General features: G+C 40.4%; 24 protein-coding genes. 8 read left to right on the forward strand and 16 right to left on the reverse strand.

What is annotated here, in order from left to right; all coding sequences use genetic code 11:
* The first annotated feature begins 55 nt into the window (after positions 1–55).
* Complete coding sequence (locus B9T23_RS04615) at positions 56–268, forward strand: hypothetical protein (RefSeq protein WP_086193189.1); 213 nt, start codon at positions 56–58, stop codon at positions 266–268.
* Here B9T23_RS04615 and B9T23_RS04620 read toward each other — a convergent pair.
* Complete coding sequence (locus B9T23_RS04620) at positions 265–1152, reverse strand: DMT family transporter (RefSeq protein ID WP_086193190.1); 888 nt, start codon at positions 1150–1152, stop codon at positions 265–267. The two genes, B9T23_RS04615 and B9T23_RS04620, sit on opposite strands and share 4 nt — an antisense overlap.
* Before the next feature lie 164 nt (positions 1153–1316).
* Positions 1317–2474, reverse strand: coding sequence for an FAD-dependent urate hydroxylase HpxO (gene hpxO, locus B9T23_RS04625; RefSeq protein WP_086193191.1), 1158 nt, complete (start codon positions 2472–2474; stop codon positions 1317–1319).
* Between the two features lie 207 nt (positions 2475–2681).
* Between hpxO and alc the strand changes: the two genes are divergently transcribed.
* Together alc and B9T23_RS04635 are read left to right on the forward strand one after the other, a co-directional pair.
* Positions 2682–3686, forward strand: coding sequence for an allantoicase (gene alc, locus B9T23_RS04630; protein WP_086193192.1), 1005 nt, complete (start codon positions 2682–2684; stop codon positions 3684–3686).
* Between the two features lie 14 nt (positions 3687–3700).
* Positions 3701–4198, forward strand: a complete 498-nt coding sequence (locus B9T23_RS04635; protein WP_086193193.1) for an ureidoglycolate lyase — start codon at positions 3701–3703, stop codon at positions 4196–4198.
* A 58-nt stretch (positions 4199–4256) separates the two neighbouring features.
* On the opposite strand, the gene B9T23_RS04640 is transcribed toward B9T23_RS04635, so the two are convergent.
* The 14 genes from B9T23_RS04640 to ureE all read right to left on the reverse strand — a co-directional run bounded on the left by B9T23_RS04640 (position 4257) and on the right by ureE (position 15616).
* Positions 4257–4970, reverse strand: a complete 714-nt coding sequence (locus tag B9T23_RS04640) for an outer membrane protein OmpK (protein WP_086193362.1) — start codon at positions 4968–4970, stop codon at positions 4257–4259.
* Between the two features lie 130 nt (positions 4971–5100).
* A complete protein-coding gene (locus tag B9T23_RS04645) occupies positions 5101–6459 on the reverse strand; it encodes a nucleobase:cation symporter-2 family protein (protein WP_086193194.1) in 1359 nt (452 codons plus the stop codon).
* Between the two features lie 32 nt (positions 6460–6491).
* Positions 6492–6812: a hydroxyisourate hydrolase gene (uraH, locus tag B9T23_RS04650; protein ID WP_086193195.1), complete on the reverse strand. Its 321-nt coding sequence runs from the start codon at positions 6810–6812 to the stop codon at positions 6492–6494.
* Entirely contained in the window at positions 6809–7312 is a 504-nt protein-coding gene (gene uraD / locus B9T23_RS04655) for a 2-oxo-4-hydroxy-4-carboxy-5-ureidoimidazoline decarboxylase (RefSeq protein WP_086193196.1), read from the reverse strand. The genes uraH and uraD overlap by 4 nt, the downstream gene beginning before the upstream one ends.
* Before the next feature lie 143 nt (positions 7313–7455).
* Positions 7456–8418 carry an allantoinase PuuE gene (gene puuE / locus B9T23_RS04660; RefSeq protein ID WP_086193197.1) on the reverse strand — a complete coding sequence of 321 codons (963 nt, stop codon included), beginning with the start codon at positions 8416–8418 and terminating at the stop codon, positions 7456–7458.
* 79 nt (positions 8419–8497) lie between these two features.
* Positions 8498–9613: a hypothetical protein gene (locus B9T23_RS16925; protein ID WP_228145898.1), complete on the reverse strand. Its 1116-nt coding sequence runs from the start codon at positions 9611–9613 to the stop codon at positions 8498–8500.
* A 212-nt stretch (positions 9614–9825) separates the two neighbouring features.
* The gene (gene ureC, locus B9T23_RS04670; protein WP_086193198.1) at positions 9826–11526 is read right to left on the reverse strand and encodes an urease subunit alpha; all 1701 of its coding nucleotides are present in this window, start codon (positions 11524–11526) and stop codon (positions 9826–9828) included.
* 33 nt (positions 11527–11559) lie between these two features.
* Complete coding sequence (locus B9T23_RS04675; protein ID WP_086193199.1) at positions 11560–11871, reverse strand: urease subunit beta; 312 nt, start codon at positions 11869–11871, stop codon at positions 11560–11562.
* Positions 11872–11885: 14 nt separating this feature from the next.
* Positions 11886–12188 (reverse strand): urease subunit gamma, encoded by a 303-nt coding sequence (gene ureA / locus B9T23_RS04680; RefSeq protein ID WP_067723553.1) that lies wholly within the window; start codon positions 12186–12188, stop codon positions 11886–11888.
* 143 nt (positions 12189–12331) lie between these two features.
* Entirely contained in the window at positions 12332–13222 is an 891-nt protein-coding gene (locus B9T23_RS04685; protein WP_086193363.1) for an urease accessory protein UreD, read from the reverse strand.
* A 27-nt stretch (positions 13223–13249) separates the two neighbouring features.
* The gene (locus B9T23_RS04690; RefSeq protein WP_086193200.1) at positions 13250–13816 is read right to left on the reverse strand and encodes a HupE/UreJ family protein; all 567 of its coding nucleotides are present in this window, start codon (positions 13814–13816) and stop codon (positions 13250–13252) included.
* Between the two features lie 14 nt (positions 13817–13830).
* Positions 13831–14445, reverse strand: coding sequence for an urease accessory protein UreG (gene ureG / locus B9T23_RS04695; protein ID WP_086193201.1), 615 nt, complete (start codon positions 14443–14445; stop codon positions 13831–13833).
* A gap of 36 nt (positions 14446–14481) precedes the next feature.
* Positions 14482–15147 carry an urease accessory protein UreF gene (locus B9T23_RS04700; protein ID WP_086193202.1) on the reverse strand — a complete coding sequence of 222 codons (666 nt, stop codon included), beginning with the start codon at positions 15145–15147 and terminating at the stop codon, positions 14482–14484.
* Positions 15134–15616 carry an urease accessory protein UreE gene (gene ureE / locus B9T23_RS04705; RefSeq protein ID WP_086193203.1) on the reverse strand — a complete coding sequence of 161 codons (483 nt, stop codon included), beginning with the start codon at positions 15614–15616 and terminating at the stop codon, positions 15134–15136. The genes B9T23_RS04700 and ureE overlap by 14 nt, the downstream gene beginning before the upstream one ends.
* Positions 15617–16418: 802 nt before the next feature.
* On the opposite strand from ureE, the gene B9T23_RS04710 reads away from it, so the two are divergent.
* The 5 genes from B9T23_RS04710 to B9T23_RS04730 all read left to right on the forward strand — a co-directional run bounded on the left by B9T23_RS04710 (position 16419) and on the right by B9T23_RS04730 (position 22205).
* Positions 16419–17570: a hypothetical protein gene (locus B9T23_RS04710; RefSeq protein WP_086193204.1), complete on the forward strand. Its 1152-nt coding sequence runs from the start codon at positions 16419–16421 to the stop codon at positions 17568–17570.
* Positions 17570–18166, forward strand: a complete 597-nt coding sequence (locus tag B9T23_RS04715) for a hypothetical protein (RefSeq protein ID WP_086193205.1) — start codon at positions 17570–17572, stop codon at positions 18164–18166. The genes B9T23_RS04710 and B9T23_RS04715 overlap by 1 nt, the downstream gene beginning before the upstream one ends.
* 85 nt (positions 18167–18251) lie before the next feature.
* Positions 18252–18800, forward strand: coding sequence for a hypothetical protein (locus tag B9T23_RS04720; protein ID WP_086193206.1), 549 nt, complete (start codon positions 18252–18254; stop codon positions 18798–18800).
* Positions 18801–19935: 1135 nt separating this feature from the next.
* On the forward strand, positions 19936–20784 hold the full coding sequence (otsB, locus tag B9T23_RS04725; RefSeq protein WP_086193207.1) for a trehalose-phosphatase: 849 nt from the start codon (positions 19936–19938) through the stop codon (positions 20782–20784).
* Positions 20772–22205, forward strand: a complete 1434-nt coding sequence (locus B9T23_RS04730; RefSeq protein ID WP_086193208.1) for an alpha,alpha-trehalose-phosphate synthase (UDP-forming) — start codon at positions 20772–20774, stop codon at positions 22203–22205. The genes otsB and B9T23_RS04730 overlap by 13 nt, the downstream gene beginning before the upstream one ends.
* The last annotated feature ends 53 nt before the right edge of the window (positions 22206–22258 follow it).

Below are 22258 nucleotides of genomic sequence, written 5' to 3' on the forward strand. Positions count from 1 at the left end.
TTATTGGTATGGCTCTTGCTATTTTGATTGAAATTTCAATTGTTAAGGCAAGGTGATGTCGACTATTTGGATTAAACAACCACTGGCTATTTTTACTGAAAATACAAACGCTGCACGTGGTGGCATGGTCATTTCAGAGGGAAAAATCGTTGAACTGGTTGCTTTAGGGCAAACACCCATTCGCCCTATTGATGAAACTTTTAATGCTCAAAATTTAGAGGTTATTCCAAGGCTCAGCATACATTTTTTCGGGATTCATGATAATTAAGCCCAGATCACCAGTATGGCGGCCACAACCACCAGTAATAATCCCCAATGCTCTGCTTTGGCCAGTTTTTCTTTAAAAAAATAGGCTGAAATTAACAGGCTAAACAAGATTTCAATTTGTCCCAGTGTTTTTACAATGGCCACCGATTGCATGCTCATGGCAGTGAACCATCCCAAGGACGCAATAAAACTGCACAGACTGACTTTGAAGGTTAAGCCTAATCTTGCCCACATGGCCTTTAAGGTCTGGCGACTGAATAAACCTAAATAAATCAGCATACTGACACATTGAAAACCAATAATACTGAGCAATACCCACGCCGCCCGATGAATAAAGGGCAGTTGTGGCAATTCCAGACTGGCTTCACGAACCAGTAGTGAGGTAATGGCAAAGCACAGGCCACTGCCTATACCGATCATTAATGTCGGCATGGAAAGCTTTTCCGCTCTGGATCCTTTACTGAGTAAAAAGACTGCCAACCCACCTAAGGCTACCCCAAACCATCCCAATGCACTTAAATGATCACTCAGCAATGATGCACCTATCAGCGCCGCTAAAATGGCTTCACTCTTGGCCAGCCCCACACCAATGGCATAGTTTTTTTGTTTAAATAATTGCACCATTAATGCAGTGGCAGCAATCTGGCTGATCCCGGCAATGACAATGTAAATGACATAACGTGATGTAAAGCTAAGCGTGAATGGTATAGGCTGACTATGAGATAAAAAGATCAAGTAAAGAATGGCACAAGGAAAACCGAAAATAAATCGCGCCAGTGTTACTCCATAGACATCAACAGTGGTACTCAACTGCTTTTGAAACGCATTACGCCAGGCCTGCATAAATGCAGCCATGAGCGTAAACAGAATCCATGTGGATGCCATCACTTGACCTTATTAAAGCTATAAAATGTAAGTAATTTACTCCTTCATCACCAACTTGACGAATCTTTTTTTTCTAAAAAAGATTTTAATTTTTCATCAGTTCTTTGCAGCATACGATAATCAAAAGCCCTTCATAATGAAGGGCTTTTTGGCTGAACGAGGAATTAATCCAATGGATTACCTACAATGTTGCTAATAATTCCTTTCATAATATGTGGACCTTGTTCTTTACGCAGATCTTCATACCATTCTTTGGTCACGGCTTCATCTTTCATGTGCGTCACATCACAGCGTTTACGGGCACGCAAGACCAATTCATTGGCACGTTCATTGCGTTTATTTTGATAGCGTTTTAACGCATCCTGTAATCCCAGAGTATTAATCTGTAATGATCTTGCCAAATAAATGGCATCTTCCATCGCCTGGCAGCCACCTTGGCCAATATCCGGCGTGGTACTGTGCGCAGCATCACCCACAATCACCACACGCCCTTTATAGAATTGTGCAAAAGGTTCAATGTCGTGAATTTCCACACGATTGGTTTTTTGCTCATTTATATTGTCAATGAGTTTCTGAACTTGTGGACACCATCCTGTGAAATATTCTTTTAACAAAGCTTTATAATTACTACGATTATTCTCTAAGCCCGCGGGTAAAGGTACGTCAAAGAAAAAATAGAAACGATGATCGGCCACTGGCATTAACGAGACACGCTTGCCCTCACCGACATAGGTGGTCCATTGATCAGCAGGTGCATAATCCTCTGAAATTTCAACTAAACCATTCCAGTTGACATAACCCGCATAACGGCGCTCAACCTGTTCGCCTAATACATAAGCCCGGGTAATTGAATGGGTGCCATCCGCACCGACTAAGAGTTGTGTTTGTACTTGTGTCCCATCTGCAAATTGCACTGTGACTACATCATTGGCTTCTGTAAAGGACAGCATTTTTTTGCCCAGATGAATATTTTCACGACCGAATTCATCCATCAGCATATTTTGTAAATCTGAACGCGACACCGGATATGGACGTTGTCCAACTTCTGCTATGAGGGGATGCAAGCTGAACCGTGTCATCACCTCACCTGTTAATCCATCCATATAGGCCAAGTGATTCATTTGCCCGCCAAGCTTCGCGACTTGATCAGTTAATCCTAAATAATTTAAACATTTAACCCCATTTGACCATAAAGAGATGGCTGCTCCCATAACTAAGATTTGTTCTGCTTGCTCATAGATGGTGACTTGGTGTCCAAACTTTTTTAGTGCAATTCCTGTGGTTAACCCCCCCATACCTGCACCAATAATTGTAATTTCCATCTATAACTCCTTTGTATATTTAAGTATCTGCACCACAAAATGCTAAAAACGTGCCATTTTTTAGATAACGCACTTAAAAATTTCAAAAGTTGGCACAAGCTGTGCTTCTAAACATATGTAAAAGCTTGTTTTTATCAATTGTTCAAAATGAATCACCCAACAAAACAAGTCTATTTATTTGATTAATAAAGTTAATGGAAGATATTTATGGCAACTTTGTTTGCACCAATTTTTGATGCTCCTACCCATATACAGCAACTGACTAATCTGGCAGATGACCGAATTGGTGCAGAAATCATGGATTGTTCTGATGATTTTTTTGCTGAAGCAAAACGCATGTTGCAATTCACTTCTCCAATATTTGTAGAAGACAAATTTGATGAACATGGCAAATGGATGGATGGCTGGGAAACTCGCCGTAAACGCCATACAGGTTATGACTGGGCCATTATTAAACTAGGCGTGGCAGGCAAAATTAAAGCACTTGATATCGATACCACTTTCTTTACAGGGAACTATCCCGCTTCTGCTGCTGTAGAAGCATGTTATGCACCAGATGGAGAACTGAGTCATATAGAATGGCAAAATATTTTAAAAAATAACCTTCTAGGCCCAAGTGACCATCACATTTTTAATATTGATACCGAACAGGTGTTTACCCATATCCGTTTAAATATTTATCCAGATGGCGGTGTGGCACGTTTTAGAGTCTATGGTGAAGTGCAAATTCAAGTGAAAGATAGCACTCAAACTCTGGATCTATTAGCTTTAGAAAACGGTGGTCACGTGATTGCCTATAGTGATGCGCATTTTGGTCATCCGCGCAATCTGATTAATCCGGGTCGTGGCATTAATATGGGAGATGGCTGGGAAACCAAACGTCGCCGTGCGCCTGGTTTTGACTGGTGTATTCTGGCTTTAGGTCAAAGTGGGCATATTGAAAAAATTGACATCGATACCGCACACTTTAAGGGAAACTTTCCTGCACAAGTTTCCATCCAGGCGATTTACGTAGAAGATGCAACAGACCAGCAGCTGATTCCGCAAAGCATGTTCTGGCCTTTCCTGCTAGAAGCGCAAGATATGCAAATGGACCATATTCATACTTTTGTCGAGGAAATCTTAAAGCAGGAAAAAATTTCCCATATCCGTATCAACATGATTCCTGACGGCGGGATCAGCCGTATTCGCTTATGGGGTAAAGTCGCTTAATCGATATGAATACTATGACCATGCAAACGATAAAAATACAGCCTTTAGATGCGGAAAGTTTTGCGCCTTATGGCGAAGTCATTGCCTGTAAAGGCAATGACTTTTTTCATATCAATGATCAACATACCGAGCGTTATCATGCTTTGGCCGAGGCAAAAACCGATGCGAAAGTCGGGTTGAGTATTTTTAAGAATATTCAAGCCACTGAAATTCCTTTTGAAATTTCAATGTTAGAACGTCATCCTCTAGGTTCACAAGCTTTTATTCCGATGCAGGGACAACAGTTTTTGATTGTGGTTGCACCGAGTCTTGATCATGAAAAGCCGGATCTGAACCATATTCAGGCATTTATTACGGATGGTTCACAAGGCGTGAATTATCGTGCCGATACATGGCATCATCCCTTACTGACTCTTGAAGCACCTAGTGATTTTATGGTGGTGGATCGGATTGGCACTGGCCCAAACTGTGATGTTTATTTTTTTCCAGAAAAAATTCTTATAGAACGCTAAGCCAATTAAAAAAGCCCTTGTGAACAAGGGCTTTTAAATATCTTGGTTATCACTTTGCTTAGAAGTGATATTTCACTAAAGCACTGACGTTGTTTTCATCAGCATTTGGAATGCCGAATTTGTTGTTCCATACAGAGTGTTCGATGCCTAGATATAAATTAGTATCAGGAGAAATATGTTTACCTACATTCCATTTCCATTGCGTGGTCCAGTTCATCTCACTCTTATGATCGTCTTCTTCTGTTGACCAATCCAGGAAGCCATCGACCAGGAATTCTTCAGTACCCAATTTGAATGGCACACCATAGGTAAGGGTCAATTGATAGTCATCATCAATGTTTTCATTGTTTGCACGGTAAAGATTGATGCTTGCGTAACGGAAATATGGAATATCCAGATCGAAACCTACACCATATAAGAAGTTATCAAAACCTTCTCCACCTTCCCAAGTGGTCGAAATCAATACATCTTTCACAGGACCGAACGCAAGTTTTTGACCTGATACTTCACCCAAGCTTAAACGCGGTGACAATTCAAAATAACTTGATTTACTATCATCTCCACCACGCATGCGGTCAACAAAGAAGAATACATCTGCATATTTAACTTTTGCTGTATATTCAAGTGTTAAAGTCGTTTGCTTCTCGTCTACAACTTCATAATTTTCCCCATAAAGACCAGACACGCTGAAGTCTTGCCAGATCGGTTTTGCTTGTGTAGATACAGCACCTAATGCGAGTAGTGTTGCAACAGTAACTTGAGTGAATTTCATAAATAAGGTCCCCCAATAACGAATAAAATAATCACGTATTAAATAAAGCAAAAACAAAGCCAAGTTTTTAATTGTTGGTATAAAAAAGCCCATAGATATGGGCTTAAATGTAGCCTAAACATTTACAGAATTAATGTTGTGTATCTACCGCTGCTTTAGAGTGGACAGATGGGTTCCCTTTAAACACATTCAGGTGATTAAACAGAAGATTAAGAATAATCGCCATCAAGCAGGTAGAGCTAATACCTGAGTGGAATAAGGTTTGCACCCATTTGGGGAAGTTTGCATAAAATGAATGGTCAATAATCGGGATCATGCCTGCAGCAATCGCAGTTGCCACAATAATTAGGTTTTTTTGTTCGTTGTAATCAATTTTAGCCAGAGTACGGATCCCACTCGCTGCCACAGTACCAAAAAGTACCAGACCTGCACCACCCAATACGGGAACGGGAATGGCGGCAATTAAACGCCCCATAACTGGCAACAATCCCAAGACCACTAAAATCATGCCACCTGCTGCCACCACAAAACGGCTTTTCACCCCGGTAATAGCGACCAAGCCAACATTTTGTGCAAAAGCACTTTGCATGAACGATCCAAAAATAGGTGCAACAGCACTCGACAACATATCGGCACGCAGACCATTGGAAATACGTTCCGAGTCCACTTTTGTTCCAACAATTTCACCGACCGCGATAATATCAGCCGTGGTTTCAGTCATGATGACCAACGTAACAATCAGCATGGAAATGATAGCGGTGAGCTCAAAAGTTGGCAGTCCAAAAGCAAAGAAACTCGGCACTTGTACCCACGCCCCATTGGCCACTTTAGAAAAATCACCAAAGCCAAAAATATAGGCAAGAATGCTACCCAATACGATGGCAAGTAAAATAGATAAACGACGGATGGCCGGATTACGGGTTAAATTCAGGCAGATCACAATGGCCAAGGTCATCAGTGCAATACCAATATTTTCTACGCTACCCCATTCTGGTGCTTTGCTGTTACCGCCCATCATCCAACGTACCGCCACCGGCAGCAACGACAGACCAATCACGGTAATCACGCAGCCCGTCACTACGGGTGGGAAAAAACGGATAATCTTGGAAAAATAAGGCGCAAGGAAGAAACCAATTAATGACGCGACGATGACTGCCCCATAAACCGCTGATAATCCTCCACCTGTCGTCACAATCGCCACCATCGTCGCAACACCGGCAAAGGACACGCCTTGCACTAGCGGCAATTTTGCTCCGATATATTTCACCCCAAGCGTTTGCAGAATTGTGGCCAAACCGCCGACAAATAATGCAGCAGCAATCAGCAAGCCTATTTGATAAGATTCTAGACCTGCTGCTGTTCCCACAATTAATGGTGGCGCGATAATGCCGCCATACATGGTCAACACATGTTGTAAACCATAGGCTGCACTTTTTCCAACGCCTAAATATTCATGCTCCGGTGATATCGTTTTGCTTTGTTCTGTCATTCTTTTTCTCTCCCTCAAAGTCAAAAATAAAATCAGCTTCCGCGATATGTGGAGTAGGCAAATGGGCTAATCAGCAAAGGAATATGAAAGTGCTGCAATGCATCTTTCACATAGAAATGAATGACTGCTTTGGGAAAGAAGGTCTCTAATCCCCAGCTTTCAAAATAAGCAGAGGTGGCAAATTCAAGGCTATAAGTCCCTGCTTTAAATTCGGTTAAACCAAAATCTGTCACCCGGCCATCTGTATTGGTCAATGCTTCACCAAGTAAAGTGCCATCTTCGGAAAAAAGTTTGATCGCGACGTGTGCCGCCGGTTTTCCCAAATGGGTATCTAAAATATGGGTACTAATCATGCTTTGAGCTCCTGAGACAATCTTAGCAAGGCAATTTCAGCCAGTTGATTGTGGACAATGCGTTTTTCAATCTCTGGATCATTGACCAAACGATATTTCAGCGCTTGAAGCACGTCTTCGCTGGTTAAACCAAAGGCTTTAATCAGGAAAATGTGGCCATATTTTTTTTCGTAGGCAATATTGCCTTTAAGCAAAGCAAGCTGGGTTTCTTCATCCGCTGTAATGGAAGATTGCTCACGGTTAGAAAAGTTCTTCTCGATTTCACTCAATTCAGCCTGTGCTTTTTTCTCGCCAATACGTGGATGATTATCCAGAGCCGCTTTAATTTCGTCCCATGTCCAGGTTGCCGCCTGTTGTTTGGCTGACTGCATAACCGCTTCAATTGATGCATAAGGACGCTTAGCTGCAATCTCGGTCGACCAGCTGGGTATTTGCACACAGTGCTTTAAAAAGCTAATGGCATCTTGTAGTGATGCTTGATTAAATTCAACGAGTTGCACTATTAAATCGCCTGATTATATTGAATGTTTGTTCAAAACTGGTTTTGCAATAACAGTGCCAAATCTGATTTCCTATTATTTTTATAAACTGCATAAATCAAAAAAGAGAACCCAAGGTTCTCTTTTTAAATATGTTTTTTTGATTATGGGGCGTGGTGTTTATACCAGTGCTCGGCAATATCACCACGTCGGCAAATCCAGACCTTGTCATGACTTTGAATATAGTCGAGGAACTTTTGTAGTGCTTTGAAACGTCCCGGTCGCCCTAAAATACGACAATGCATCCCAATCGACAGCATTTTCGGTGCAGTTTCCCCTTCGGCATACAGCACATCAAAGGCATCTTTAAGATATTGATAGAATTGTTCACCGCTATTAAAGCCACCCGGTGAAGTAAATTTCATGTCATTGGTTTCAAGGGTATATGGAATGATCAAATGAGGGCGTATTTCACCTGCGGCATTGGTCAATGTGCTCCAAAATGGCAAGTCATCACCATAGTTATCGCTGTCATATTGAATTTGTGGAAATTCTGCTAAAAGTTGACGGGTGTTTGGGCTGTCACGACCTGTATACCAACCCATGGGAGCTTCACTAAACAATGTCTGTAATACGCTGATGGCTTGATCCATGTGTTGGCGTTCAGTCTCAATGTCCATGTTTTGGTAATGCAGCCAACGTTGGCCGTGCGAAACCACATCATAATTGGCTTCTTTGATTGCTTCGACAATATAGGGATTACGCACCAATGCCATACCCACGCCAAAAATGGTCATGGGTAAATGACGTTTTTTAAACTCATTATGAATGCGCCAAAAGCCTGCACGTGAGCCATATTCATACATAGAATCCATCGACATGTGTTTGTCAGGAAAACTTGCTGCGCCAATAATGTCAGATAAAAACTGTTCCGAGCCAGCATCGCCATGTTCGACGTGGTTTTCACCACCTTCTTCATAGTTAAGCACAAACTGCACCGCGACGCGCGCCTGGTCTGGCCATTCTACTTTGGGTGGTTCGCCGTGGTAGCCAATCAGGTCACGTGAATAGGGTGCGCTGCGAATGTCATCAATGAGTTCTTGGCCGCGTAAGTAGGTTGTGGTCACGTCAATTCCCTAATGTGTTATATCAAACCGTTAAATTTCTATAACAGCGATAAGCAATTTATGCGCCAAAAAAGTTCATTTAATTCTTTCTAAATTCACCTATTAGTTTTGCCAACTGTTCCATACCATCGAATGTAGTTGGGATCTTGTCATCTGATGAAACTAAGGGTGAAAAGATAATATTTTCAAATTTCTCAAACCCGGCTTGGTTTTTCTTATGCAATTTTTCTGAATCTTCTGCGTAATTATGGATAAACTGACATAGCGCCATACGAAGTTCAAGTTGCATCATTTGGGATTGTATTGAACGAACATGCTGTAATCCTACTCTCGTAAAATAAAAGAGGAAAAGTATTAAAGTTGTAATGGGCAAAGCTAAGAACCAAAGTGAAGAAAGCTTAGCTTCATAACCTGATAGAATCATAATCACAATAGCTACAATTACGGCAAGAGGAGTACAAACTAATAACGCTCCAAACATTGAGTAGCCATCTCTTCGTTCTTTTAACTCAAGTTTCTTTTGATCATAAAGTTGCTGGAAACCTTTGCTAAGCAGGACAAAGTCATAAGTTAATTTATTTTGTTCTAATCGTTCTTCTAAATCTTGAACAGCTTTTTGTTTTTGATCGAATGACTCTTCCCATTTTTCAATCTTTTTGAGTGTCTCTTCCGTACTAATAATCAATTTATTAAAATCTGAAAAATCCTTTTCTTCTAGAAATTTTCTAATTTCATTTAATTTAGAATTACTATAAATATCCTTAGTAATTCTGTATGGAAGTTCATTTAAATAATCAAAATATGTTTTGTATGTTTGATACTCATTCATTTTGAGATCATGAATTGCATCTTTAAACCTATTAAAAGCTGGATCTTCTTTATCAACTCCTAATCTAAAATAGGCTTCTTGCAAGTAAATAAATATAATTATTGAAGCAACTTTTAAAAGCTCTAATTCATCATCTTTACAATGCTTATAACACTCAACTAAGTTAAATAAATCCCATTTTCTTGTTTCAGGCAAATTTTGTTCAAGTTGATCAATCGATTCAGCGTTAAATACAAAATTAACAAGTATGATTTTTTGTGCCCAATGCTTTAAATCTGAGTCTGATTTTTCCATTGCTTGACTTGAAACAGATCTTATTCTACTAATTACATTCTGGAATTCATTTGTCTTTAATGAGAAACTCATTGATTACCTAAATTATTTTTACAAAATTAATTTTAATATTCTTCTAAATCAAAAACTAAAGCAATGTAAATATAGCCCTCATCCTAACCTTCTCCCAAAGGGAGAAGGAACTTTTCCAAAATTTATTTAAATAATGGAAATTCCCTCTCCTGAGCAAATTTTAAAGCACAGCTTTAAAACTTAGCGCAAGTAAGGGTCAGGGAGAGGTCAAATCAAAATAAGAAATACCTTTGCGCCATAGGCAACACTTCCGCAGGTTCACAGGTCAAATGCACTCCATCCGCACGCACTTCATAAATCTCCGGATCGACTTCCATCACTGGTGTATAGGTGTTGTGCTTCATATCTGCTTTAGAAATATTGCGGGTATTTTTGACTGGTGAAATGATTTTTTTCAGCCCTAACTTTTCCGCCACACCATTTTCAATGCCCGCTTGCGACAAAAAAGTAATACAGGTGTTATGTACACCGCGCGCGCTTGCCCCAAACATCGGACGGTAATGCACCGGCTGTGGCGTTGGAATAGAACCGTTAATATCACCCATCGGTGCTGCTGCAATCATCCCGCCTTTAATAATCATGGCCGGTTTGACACCAAAAAATGCCGGTTTCCAGAGCACTAAATCGGCCAGTTTGCCTTCTTCCACCGAACCAATTTCGTGGCTTAAACCGTGGGTAATGGCAGGGTTAATGGTGTATTTGGCAATATAACGCTTCACACGATTGTTATCATGCGCGGCAGTGTCGCCGTCTAATGAACCACGTTGCACTTTCATTTTATGGGCGGTTTGCCATGTGCGAATAATCACTTCACCGACTCGTCCCATGGCTTGTGAGTCCGAAGACATCATCGCGATTGCACCCAAGTCCTGCAAAATATCTTCCGCAGCAATGGTTTCGCGGCGAATCCGACTTTCTGCAAATGCGACATCTTCCGAGATAGATGGGTCTAAATGATGGCAGACCATCAACATATCCAAGTGCTCATCAATCGTATTAATAGTATATGGACGGGTTGGATTGGTTGAAGATGGTAAGACATTCGGCTGACCAATGGCTTTTAAAATGTCAGGCGCATGTCCACCACCAGCACCTTCGGTATGATAGGTATGAATGGTGCGGTTTTTAAATGCCGCCAAAGTTTCTTCCAAAAAACCACTTTCATTTAATGTATCGGTATGAATTGCCACTTGCACATCATATTCATCCGCGACATTTAAACAATTATCGATGGCCGCCGGCGTTGATCCCCAATCTTCATGCAATTTTAAACCGACCACACCGGCTTCAATTTGTTCACGAATCGGATCAGGCAAACTCAAGTTGCCTTTACCCAGTAAACCTATGTTCATGGGTAAGTCATCAATGGCTTGTAGCATGGTGGCAATATGCCATGGCCCCGGTGTGACCGTAGTTGCAGATGTGCCTGCCGCTGGCCCGGTACCACCGCCAATCATGGTAGTCGTTCCAGACATCAGTGCCGTTTCAACTTGTTGCGGACAAATCCAGTGAATATGTGTGTCGATACCGCCTGCAGTGAGAATCTGTCCTTCACCCGCAATGACTTCCGTCGCTGCGCCTAAAGGAATGGTAATATTCGGTTGAATATCAGGATTTCCGGCTTTACCAATTTTCCAGATTCGGCCATTTTTCAAGCCAACATCGGCTTTGACAATGCCCCACCAATCGATAATCAGGGCATTTGTAATGACAGTGTCAGCCACTTCTGATGACAAAAGCTGAGATTGCCCCATGCCATCGCGAATGACTTTCCCGCCACCAAATTTTACTTCTTCGCCATAGGTTGTGAAGTCCTGTTCAACTTCAATAAACAGTTCGGTATCGGCTAAGCGGACCCGATCACCTACCGTTGGTCCAAACATTTCGGCATACGCGCGACGCGACATTTTCATGATTTATAAACCTTTATAATTCTGATGCAATTTTTATGAATCGAGCTTACCCATCACTCGTCCTGCAAAGCCATAAACTTCACGTTTCCCGGCCAATGCAATGAGTTCAACATTTCGGCTTTGCCCGGGTTCAAAACGTACAGCCGTACCGGCAGCAATATTCAGCCGATAGCCGCGTGCCGCATTGCGGTCAAATTGCAAAGCATCATTGGCTTCCGCAAAATGAAAATGTGAGCCAATCTGAATCGGTCGGTCACCTGCATTGGCCACTCTCATTTTTAAGGTTTCACGTCCTACATTTAATTCAATATCACGATCAGGCGTGATTACTTCACCCGGAATCATCGGCTTATCCTTATTCAAATAATCGGTTGATGGACGGTGACCAGTTTTGAACCGTCAGGAAAGGTGGCTTCCACTTGCACTTCAGCAATCATTTCGGCAATGCCATCCATCACGTCATCACGGCTGAGTAAGGTTGTACCAAAATGCATCAGTTCACTCACGCTCATACCATCACGTGCACCTTCAAGCAGTGCCGCAGAAATATAGGCGATGGCCTCAGGATAGTTGAGCTTTAAACCACGGGCTTTACGACGCTCTGCGACTAAGCCCGCAGTAAAAATCAGGAGTTTGTCTTTTTCTGTGGGATTGAGTTCCATAAACGGTTCCTAATTCATGTATTTATTACTAAGCAAAATGTGTGCAAGGTTGAATCTCCCCCCAAATTCTTCTTTATAAAAGAGGTGGGCTTTTCTCCTCCCTTTGGCAAAGGTGAGCAGCACTGCTGCGCAAGGGAGGGATTTTAAGTCCGCCAGATTCTTGGAAACTCTTCGTCTAAATCAAACCAATAACGTCTTAATCGTGCTCGAATCGCGGCAAAAGCATCATGACATTGCCGTACATCATCCCCTAAAAAACGTGCGCAAATGACATCACCCAACACCGTCAAAGTGACATTGATTTTCATCCGGGTGATCAGCTCACGAATCACGGCAACATATTCTTCTAAATAGACAGTGGCACGATATTTTTCCGGTGCAACAGCCCAAAAGCTGCCCATGACGGCCTGACCATTCATTCCCAAACATGAACTGAGCCAGCGATCATTGCCGACAAAATTCAAACTGTCCGCTACCAGCAATTTATCTTCGAGCAGCAGCTTAAAATGATTGCGGTATTGACCATGCGTAAACTGCTCTGCACAGGCTTGGCGACCAATCACCAACATATCCCAACCAATAAAACTCGATGCTGCATCTAACTGAATAATGGTTTCGGAATGCGCATGCGCGCCATTAAATAACATGGTTTCTTGCGGCAGCCATTCGAAAATAGCGTTGTCCTTTAAGCGAATATGAATATGTTGAAAGGCCGATTTACCGTTGGTTTTGTACCATTTTCCGGCCCCGGGTGTGGTCACCAAGGCATGAGCATCGGCATCCACCTGCATGTCAAAAGTTAAGTGGTCGCCTCCGGCAATACCGGCAGGAGGATGGACAATAATGGCATGACACACCCCACTCTTTTCCGGCCAAAGCATCTTTTGTACCCGAACCGGACCCGAATGTTTACGATGCGCCAAGGTCGTGCGTTGCTGCGCAGCTTGATAACGAAAACCAAGCTCGAGGCACGCGTACCAAAGCTGCGATGGGTTCTGTGCATCAGCAATTTGTGAGATGGGGAAGCTCAACATGTTCATGATAATACTGCTTAAAACGCATTAAGCCAGACCAATAACAGCAAGGATTGCTGCCAATGCGGCGATAATCTTACGACCATGTGGCAGATATTTTTCAGTCAATGCACCTAAGCCTAAACCGATCAGATAAATAATCGACATCGCACTGACCATACCCAACATGAGTTGCAGCATGTGACCTGATTGGCCCAGTTCATTGCCATGTGCCACACCATGGAAACTTGCGAGTACCATGGTCGCGACAGCAAAAATACGATTGTATTTCATCAATAACGCTGTCGCCAAAACGGCTAAAGATAAAACAATGCCATATTCTGCAAAAACATTCGGCAATACTTGCAGCTGTCCTAAAACAAAGCCTGCAATCATCGCTGCCGTTAAACCCAAAAAGCCTGCGACTTTCCAGCGTTGAGTGGCAGTCCAAAGCAATACCCCAAAAGCAATTGCCATGGTTAAATGATCTAAGCCAGTAAAAGGATGGCTAAATCCCGTCCAAAAACTGCTTTCATGGGCATGACCAGGATGTGCCATGGCGATCATTGGTAAGCTGCCGATTACAACAGCAAAAATTCTTTTTAACATTGACATGATCACTCTCCTGCTTAAGCCTTAAATAAACCTTGTTTTTCAATAAAAGAAATAATGGATTCCAGTCCATCTTTGGTTTTCATATTGGAAAATAAAAACGGTTTTTCGCCGCGCATACGTTTGGCGTCTTGATCCATCACATCCAGGTTGGCACCCACCATGGGTGCCAAATCTGTTTTGTTGATAATCAATAGGTCAGATTTGGTAATGCCCGGTCCACCTTTGCGTGGAATTTTTTCGCCGCCACCGACATCAATCACGTACAAGGTTAAATCAGACAGTTCTGGACTAAAGGTTGCCGCTAAATTATCGCCGCCACTTTCAATGATGATCAGTTCTAAACCTTCGAATTTTTCACACAAGTCATCAATCGCCGCCAAGTTAATTGAGGCATCTTCACGAATGGCAGTATGCGGACAACCGCCCGTTTCTACGCCCACAATGCGGTCTGGAGACATCGCTTCATGACGGGTCAGGAAGTTAGAGTCTTCTTTGGTATAGATGTCATTGGTGACCACAGCCATATTGTATTTTTCACGCAAGGCCTGACATAAATTTAGGGTTAACGCTGTTTTACCGGAACCGACCGGTCCGCCAATTCCAACCCGTAATGGACTACGTTCTGACATCTGTATTTCCCCTTTTATTTCTTCAATTTTATATATTTACGATCTAAACAATCTTGAATACTGGTTTTCATGCTGCATGCTGAGCATGGCATATTGTGGTAAGGCACTACTGATTTCAGCATCGTCTAAATTTAAAGCGTGCTGAATTGAGTCAGGAATAAGACCATGTAAATGCCACAAAATCCGTTGTCCACTCATTTGTCCTAACGGTACTGTTTTTACAGCAGCCAACACCTGGTTTTCTAATACAGTGAAGGTATAAGCGGTAAGTACATCGGCTGAATTTAAGGCTAAAGTGCCACATAAATGCCCATACACCGGCATAAACCCCAGTTGTTTTTTAACCATGACCGGTTGTTTTAAAACATCGCGAATCCAGGCGTTTAATGAAAAAGCCAATTGAGTTGATTCTGCTAACAGCTCTTTGCTTTCACGACTGGCACGATAGAGATTTGCCCAATATTCAAATTGCGCTTCATCATCAAAGCATTGCATTAAGCGCTTTAACAACGGCAATTCGAAACGTATTAACAACATCTCGAGCACTTCCTCAAAATAAGCAATACTGGATGCTTCATCATGAATCATGCCGCGATCAATCGCAGTTTCTACGCCTTGCGAGTAGCAATATGCTCCAATCGGCAAGGCCGTAGAAGACAGCGTCAGTAAACTGAGCAGCTGTGCCGCATTAGTGATGGACATGCTGTAAAGCTTTAATTGGGCTTAGACGATGATCATGTTGATGCTGGGCATATGCCCCACTTTCTGGTTCAAAAGGGTGCAGCGTTTCCGTCACGTTCAGTCCTAAGCCTGTGACCATTTCAGCCAAAACATGGTCGGGTTCAAAATAAAGTGCTGTAGGCGTTAACATTAACGGAACATGACGGTTGCCCAAGTGGTAGGCTGCTTTTAATAGATCAAATTCAGTTTGTGCTGTGACTTGCATGAGTTGTTCAGCTTGTGCATTCACTTGCAACACATCGCCCTGCGCTGTTGCAATATAAGCGCCACTACGTAAAATGCCGTTGCGCGGTAAATCCGCACCAATATCAACCCCATTTTGTAAGGTTGCACGAAAACGGCTCTTTTGACGCACATCAAAAGTTAATTCAATCGTTTCAAACCGCTCATTGTGTTTAAGTTGTTCTAATCGTTGAGTATAAATTTTCATTTTTGCTCCATTTTAGTATTTCTTGATTTCACTCTTGCTCCGAAATAAAGCAATAAAAGCAGCATGGATATAAAAGTGCATCATTATGATTATTAGGCAATTTTCATACCAAGTTATTTTTATTGATTAAGTTTTAGAGAATATTTTTATTAAAATTCTCCCATATGCTTAAGAACCCACCCCGACTAAATCATGTACTGCTAGATATTTCTGCTTCAACGCCATTTCCCCAATATCCAAAACATTAATGATCGACGTAAATACCAAGATTGAAGCAGCTTGCTGATGCGCTGATAGGTAATGTCACCCACTTTTCTTAAGCCAAAGCTCAAAACATCCCAGGAAATCCTCGAATCTGTACGGTAGCAATTCCACTCGTAAGATCAACGCTTTCCGACAAGCACAACTTGCTTAACATAAGGTGAAATGTAGGGATGCCACTTTTGGTAGGACTAGTCGACTAATCACGCGCAACGTATAAAGAATAAAATTAAATGCTTACGAAAAAAAATCATCTTTGAAATAAAATGCTAACGAAAAAAAGTATCTTTGAAATAAAATTCTTATGAAAAAAAAGCATCTTTGAAATAAAACGCTAACAATTCAAGCGTAAGCTACAGCACAAAACGAGTTGTTACACCAAACTAATAATCAAGAAACATATTGCTCAAACTGAAAAAATGCAATTCAGAAATAATTTAGCTCGAAGAGGCACTGGAGGTATTTAACAATTTTGGAATCGTTGCACAAAAGGCGGAATTACTACAAAAGCAATAGAAGTTCTTACTCAGGAATAAATAACATGCCTATCCAAATTAAACAGAGTTCACGTACACGCCACGTCCGTGATTTAGGTGAGTTCAGTATTGTATCAGGAGCGATTCGCTTCACTGACCCTTGTTATGCCAATGACGTTTGGTGCAAAGGTTCAATGCTGGCAGCCAACGGTAAGTACCAAGCCCAGATCGGTTTTTTCCGCGATCCCTACGATGAACGCAGTATGTTGGAAAAAATCAACCAATTTAAATATCTCCTGCACTATCACGCAAAGTTTGGAGAGACCTACAAAGATCACTTGTTCTCTTTTGAAAAACTGGTCAGTAAAGCGCATGATCAAGCCAATTGGGACGGAAAGTTGCAAAGCGTTGAAAGACTCTTTCAACTGATCAAAGAAGAACTGGACGTTGAAAAACAACGCATCTATAAAGAATTAGCAGACGATGCAGTGGAATGGTATTCGAAGTGCTATGTGTCAGAAGAATACAATTACTGGGGAAAACAAAGTTGGTTACTGTTTGAAATCAATTCCACTTTTGCCCACGCAAGACCTTCGATCAGCACACGTCCTTCCAAGTTCCGTGCATTAATGCTTGACCAACACAGCCAACACCTGAGCGAAGATCAGATCAGAGGAAAGGTTAAGAAAATTGAAGCGGACGAACGACGCGACTTTATTGCGAACCTCGAAAGAAAAATCACTGACCTGAAAGATGCTTATGCTGCAGGGAAACCGCTCCGCACTCACTTTCTGCGGATCAAGCATGAATCAGTACCCAATTTTAATTCAATTGAAAACGGGAAATGGTATTTCAACACTGACTTTGATGTAGGGGTTGATTCGGGACAAGCAGGCTTTTTCGATGAGCTTTGGTATGAACGTTATAACGGAGATAGCAACAGCCAAGACCTTCCTGCTTACTTCAACTTATGCACGTTATCATCAGGTGGTAATCACGATCGAAGTGTCAAAAAATCAATGAAAGAAGGTGGTGTATTTGAATTTGGTGCCAATTCTTACACTGCACATGGTGATGGTTCAGCTCCACTCATTTATCGCCTCAACAAAGCGGGTGAAGTGATTGAAGCAGCCTATCTATATGATGACGTCAATTTCGAGAAATCTGAAGTTGCATTAAACAATAATAAGGCAACTATTGAACAAAAGGTGAAATAGTGAAAATTAACGATTTTAATAAAATCTTTCAAGCAACCGAACATCTAAACGTAGAAGAGTCCAATTTAAACGGCTGCTTAAATGAAGCCTCGAATATTGATGACAGCAATAAAATTACTTTTGTGGTGGGTGAAAACAAGAATATACGGCTTGACCCATTAAAAAGATCTACAAAGATCAACAATGAATATGATCCTGTCTCATACCATGCAGGCAAGGTCATTTTCAAAAAAGAAAATTATGAACAAGCTGTTTTGGATTTGATGAGTATCGATAACGAAGCCCAAAAAATTTTTAAAAAAGCAAAGTTTCAAGGTTTTGTGATTGGCTTTTGGCATGAGGACAAATTTGCATTCGCTAATATTTCGAAAGCGTCGGACAAACCTGGACAACCCCATGCCAATGCCCACTTTTATGATTCACCTCGATACGCTACTTGTATGCATGATCTTTCCGAGGCTGCCGAGCAGCTTGTGCATATTCAAAGTGTATCGAATGAACGTACATTTCAAATTTTCGTGCTGTATTTAGGCGAGATAAAATCAGGCGAAATCTATTTACCACTTCCATTGTATTTTGAGGAAATGTTCCTTTAAAGACAGGACTTTTTAAGGTTGGAGAACCTTGTTTTCCAGCTTATTTTTCATAAATTCTAAAAATATATTTTTCAAAAGGTATGATATGAACGACATTCAAGCAAAACGTAACTTATTAGAAACAGTGGACAAGTTAGTCCGTAAACCAACAACAATAAGCGAATTAGATTTGGTCAACATTTTCGTTCACTTAGGCTCAATTCTGAAAGAGTCTTTCGCTGAACCTGTCGAGATCACGCCAATCTTTTCAGGTCGAAAGTCTATAGTGCCCATTCAGCTTGGGGAATTAACTGCAGAACAAAAGGAGGCTGAACGTCAAATGTTCATTCGCTTCCTCAAATTACAACCCCATGTTTTAAATATTGGCTATAACACAGAGACACAGCAATTCATCCTGAAAGAAGATCAGGCAGCATGGGATGCGTGGTTGTATCGTGCAATGATTGCACGCAACCTTCTTAAGTCAAGTGAAGTACCAAAAGATCTACTAGAGCGCTTCGATACACACTATAAGAAAACGCCAAAAGGTTATAAGATCACTGAGACTGTAATCAGCTTTTGGAATTTCGACTGTCAGCGCTTTATGATTGATGAAATTCAAAATGAATTTGAAACCTGGTCAAAAGCAAGTTAATAAAATTAAAATAAACAACAATAAGTTGCAAAGATAAACCCAGGAAAAAGCGAGTGATTCTTGCAGGGCAATCAATTTATACTGTTCCGGCAACTTGAGACAGGAAAGTGAATCAATATTTTACGTCCTTGTCTGGTGAATCTAATCCAAGAAAAAATGTATTGCATGATGAGACCTGTAATCCCTCATCATGCAATTTAATGTCTAAACTTGCTGGAAAATACCACAAGGTTTTTACAGGATCTAAAGCACTTTTATTTCGAAACAATGCTTTTATGTTGAAATAGTGCTTCCACAACCCATAGCTTGAATCTGAATTACCCGGGTCAAACACCCAACGTCATTCCCCTGTAATGACATCAAAACGACCAATCACACCACTTGTCATATCAGCAGCCAAAGCGATCTGCAATATGACTACTCACTACACCTATTGTTCCGGTAATAGTCTATGCATAAGTCACTTCAAATTCAGGTGATTTTGTACCATCCCCTAAACTTTCAAGATCGCATAGTAGCTCTTTATTATGCTACTCGGTTTCAAGCTTAAAATTTCGACAAGAATTTCAAGATAGTATTTCTTATTTGAAGTCATACCTGCAATTAATCAGGTCTGGTTTTGCCACACTTACGACATTCAACTTCTTCGAAATATTCATAAGTGTGCATGCAGAATAATTTACGGAAAAAGTGAAACATATCGTTGACCTCCTGCCATAGCAATCAAGCAGTACCCCGAATTGGGTATCGCTATGTGTGGATCATATATTTATATGGGGACATTACATCGGAGTTAAAGATTTTAAGTTCAAAAAGTTGGCTATTTTTGCCTTAGCTACCACAAGTATTTTTTAGTTTTTAGATGATAAAAACCACTGATTAAAATAATGAGATTTACTTTAATTTCATCCTTATTAAGGTGATTTGTTTTTAATTTTTTTAATATAAAAAACCATAAATCACGTTGATTAAATTGGTAAGCACATGTAAATAAAAACAAAAAACAAACAGAGTTAAAATAAGAAGAAAATATGTAAATTTTATTTAAATTATGTAGGCTTAATAATAAATTGAGGCGATATTTAAATTTTTAATGCTATTAGTTATTAACCAGAATAAGTAGTAGATATCAAATATGCGTAATGCTACCACCCAATTTTTAAATAATGAATCTTATTCTTCAAACCTATTACAACTTATTTCTCATCATTTTTCTAAAGAAAAACAATACTGTTTGTTTCTTGATATCGATGGGACACTTTCCGAATTTCATATCGATCCTTCACAAAGTTTTATTCCTAAATCCACCTTGCAAACATTGCAGCAACTCATGGATTTAGACATTCCTGTTATTGCTATAACCGGACGTTCTGTACAAGTAGCAGCTCAGCTATTTTCTCCTCTTCAGTTACCTATTGCAGGGACACATGGTTTAGAAATACAAATAGATCAGGAAAAGAAATTAAATACATGCGTTGATGAAACTGACATTTCTTTGCTGCAACACAATGTTCATAAGGCTTGTATTCCCTATCCTCAGCTATTAATTGAAAATAAAGATTATTCAGTCACTATACATTATCGGGAATATCCTGAACTGGCTGAAATTGCAAAAAAAATTGCGCATGATATCCAGTGTATGCACCCAAAATTTAAAATTAATGAAGGTAAATATGTATTTGAATTATTACCTGCAGAAGCTGATAAAGGACGGGCTATTCAAAAGGTTTTAGATCATTTTAATTTCAGCAACGTTTTACCCATTTTTATTGGAGATGATAAAACGGATGAATCCGGTTTTAAAATAATCAATCACTATCACGGCGTCAGTATAAAAGTTGGAGAAGAACAAACCCAAGCGCACTATCGCCTTAAAAATGTTGCAGATGTCGCTCATTTTCTGGATTTATTTTCACAATTCTTAAAAACACATTTTTCAAGACAGTCTGGAGTATCACATGGAGAAAAAGCATGTCTAAATTAATTGTATTATCGAATCGTGTGAGTTTACCCAATCCCGATAAATCCACTGCTGGCGGCTTAGCTGTTGCTTTACAAGATGCACTAAGTGATATCGGAGGAATTTGGTTGGGCTGGAATGGTGAAAAAATTGAAAATCACCATGATCCACATTTTAGTTCGACTGAATATGAAGGTGTGGAATACATTACCTGCCCTCTAACTGAGGAACAATATAGTGGCTATTATTGCGGCTTTGCAAATGGTGCTCTTTGGCCAGCGATGCATAACCGTGCAGACTTAATAGAATATCAACCAGAAGAATTTAAAATCTACCAACAAGTGAATCGTTTATTTGCCCAGCAGCTTTCTCAAATTGCTCATCCGGATGATATCATTTGGATTCATGATTATCATTTTTTAAGTGTGGCGCATTATTGTCGTGAATTGGGTATGCAAAATAGAATCGGATTTTTTTTACATATTCCCTTTGCTGATTTAAATATCTGGAATTCACTTCCGACCGCCCAATCCCTCATTCAAGATCTTTGTCAGTATGATGTGATCGGATTACAGACTGAACATGACCAAAAACGATGTATGGATGTATGTCATCATTTCTTGGCATCTGAAGTCATTCATTCCAATGTGCTGAACTATAATAACCACCAGACCACTATTCAATGTTATCCAATTGGTATTAATCCCGAACTGATCCAAAAAGTCGCTCAACAGAAAAAAGAGAATCCTCACCCCATCTTTGAATTTGAGGATTTAATTGATCAAAAAACAATTATTAGCGTCGACCGTATCGATTATTCCAAAGGTTTAATTGAGCGTTTTAATGCTTTTGAAGAGTTTCTGAAAAATAACCCTGAATATCATAAACACATCACCGATTTACAAATCGCCTGTCCATGCCGTATGGAGATCCCGGCATATAAGAATCTATATGAGCTTATAGATTCAAAAGTCGATTTTATTAATCACGAGTTTTCACAGGATAATTGGCAGCCTATCAATTGTAGCCATGAGACTGTAGCGCATGATGACTTGATGAAAATTTATCTTCAGTCCGATATCTGTTGGGTCAATTCATTACGTGATGGCATGAATCTGGTTGCAAAGGAGTTTATCGCAGCACAAAATCCTGATAATCCCGGTGTTTTGATTCTTTCTAAATATACCGGTGCTGCGGAGCAAATGTCAGAAGCCATTATTGTCGATCCTGAAAATCGTGGCGATATGATCAAGGCATTAAAGACTGCTTTAACCATGTCAAAATCAGAACGTTTAGAGCGTTATAAACAATTAATGCAGGGTCTAAAAAGTTTTGATATTAATGACTGGCGTAATGCTTTTTTAAAGGATCTTAGACGAGTTCCTGTATTGCATATTTTTAAATCTCCCCTTCGAAAATCCTCTAATCGAATTGTCAGTTATTAAAAATATGCATTAGATCATCTATATATTTAGCTGCAAAAAAGCCGATATATCAT

The sequence above is a fragment of the Acinetobacter terrae genome, from assembly GCF_002135195.1.
Classification (GTDB): domain Bacteria; phylum Pseudomonadota; class Gammaproteobacteria; order Pseudomonadales; family Moraxellaceae; genus Acinetobacter; species Acinetobacter terrae.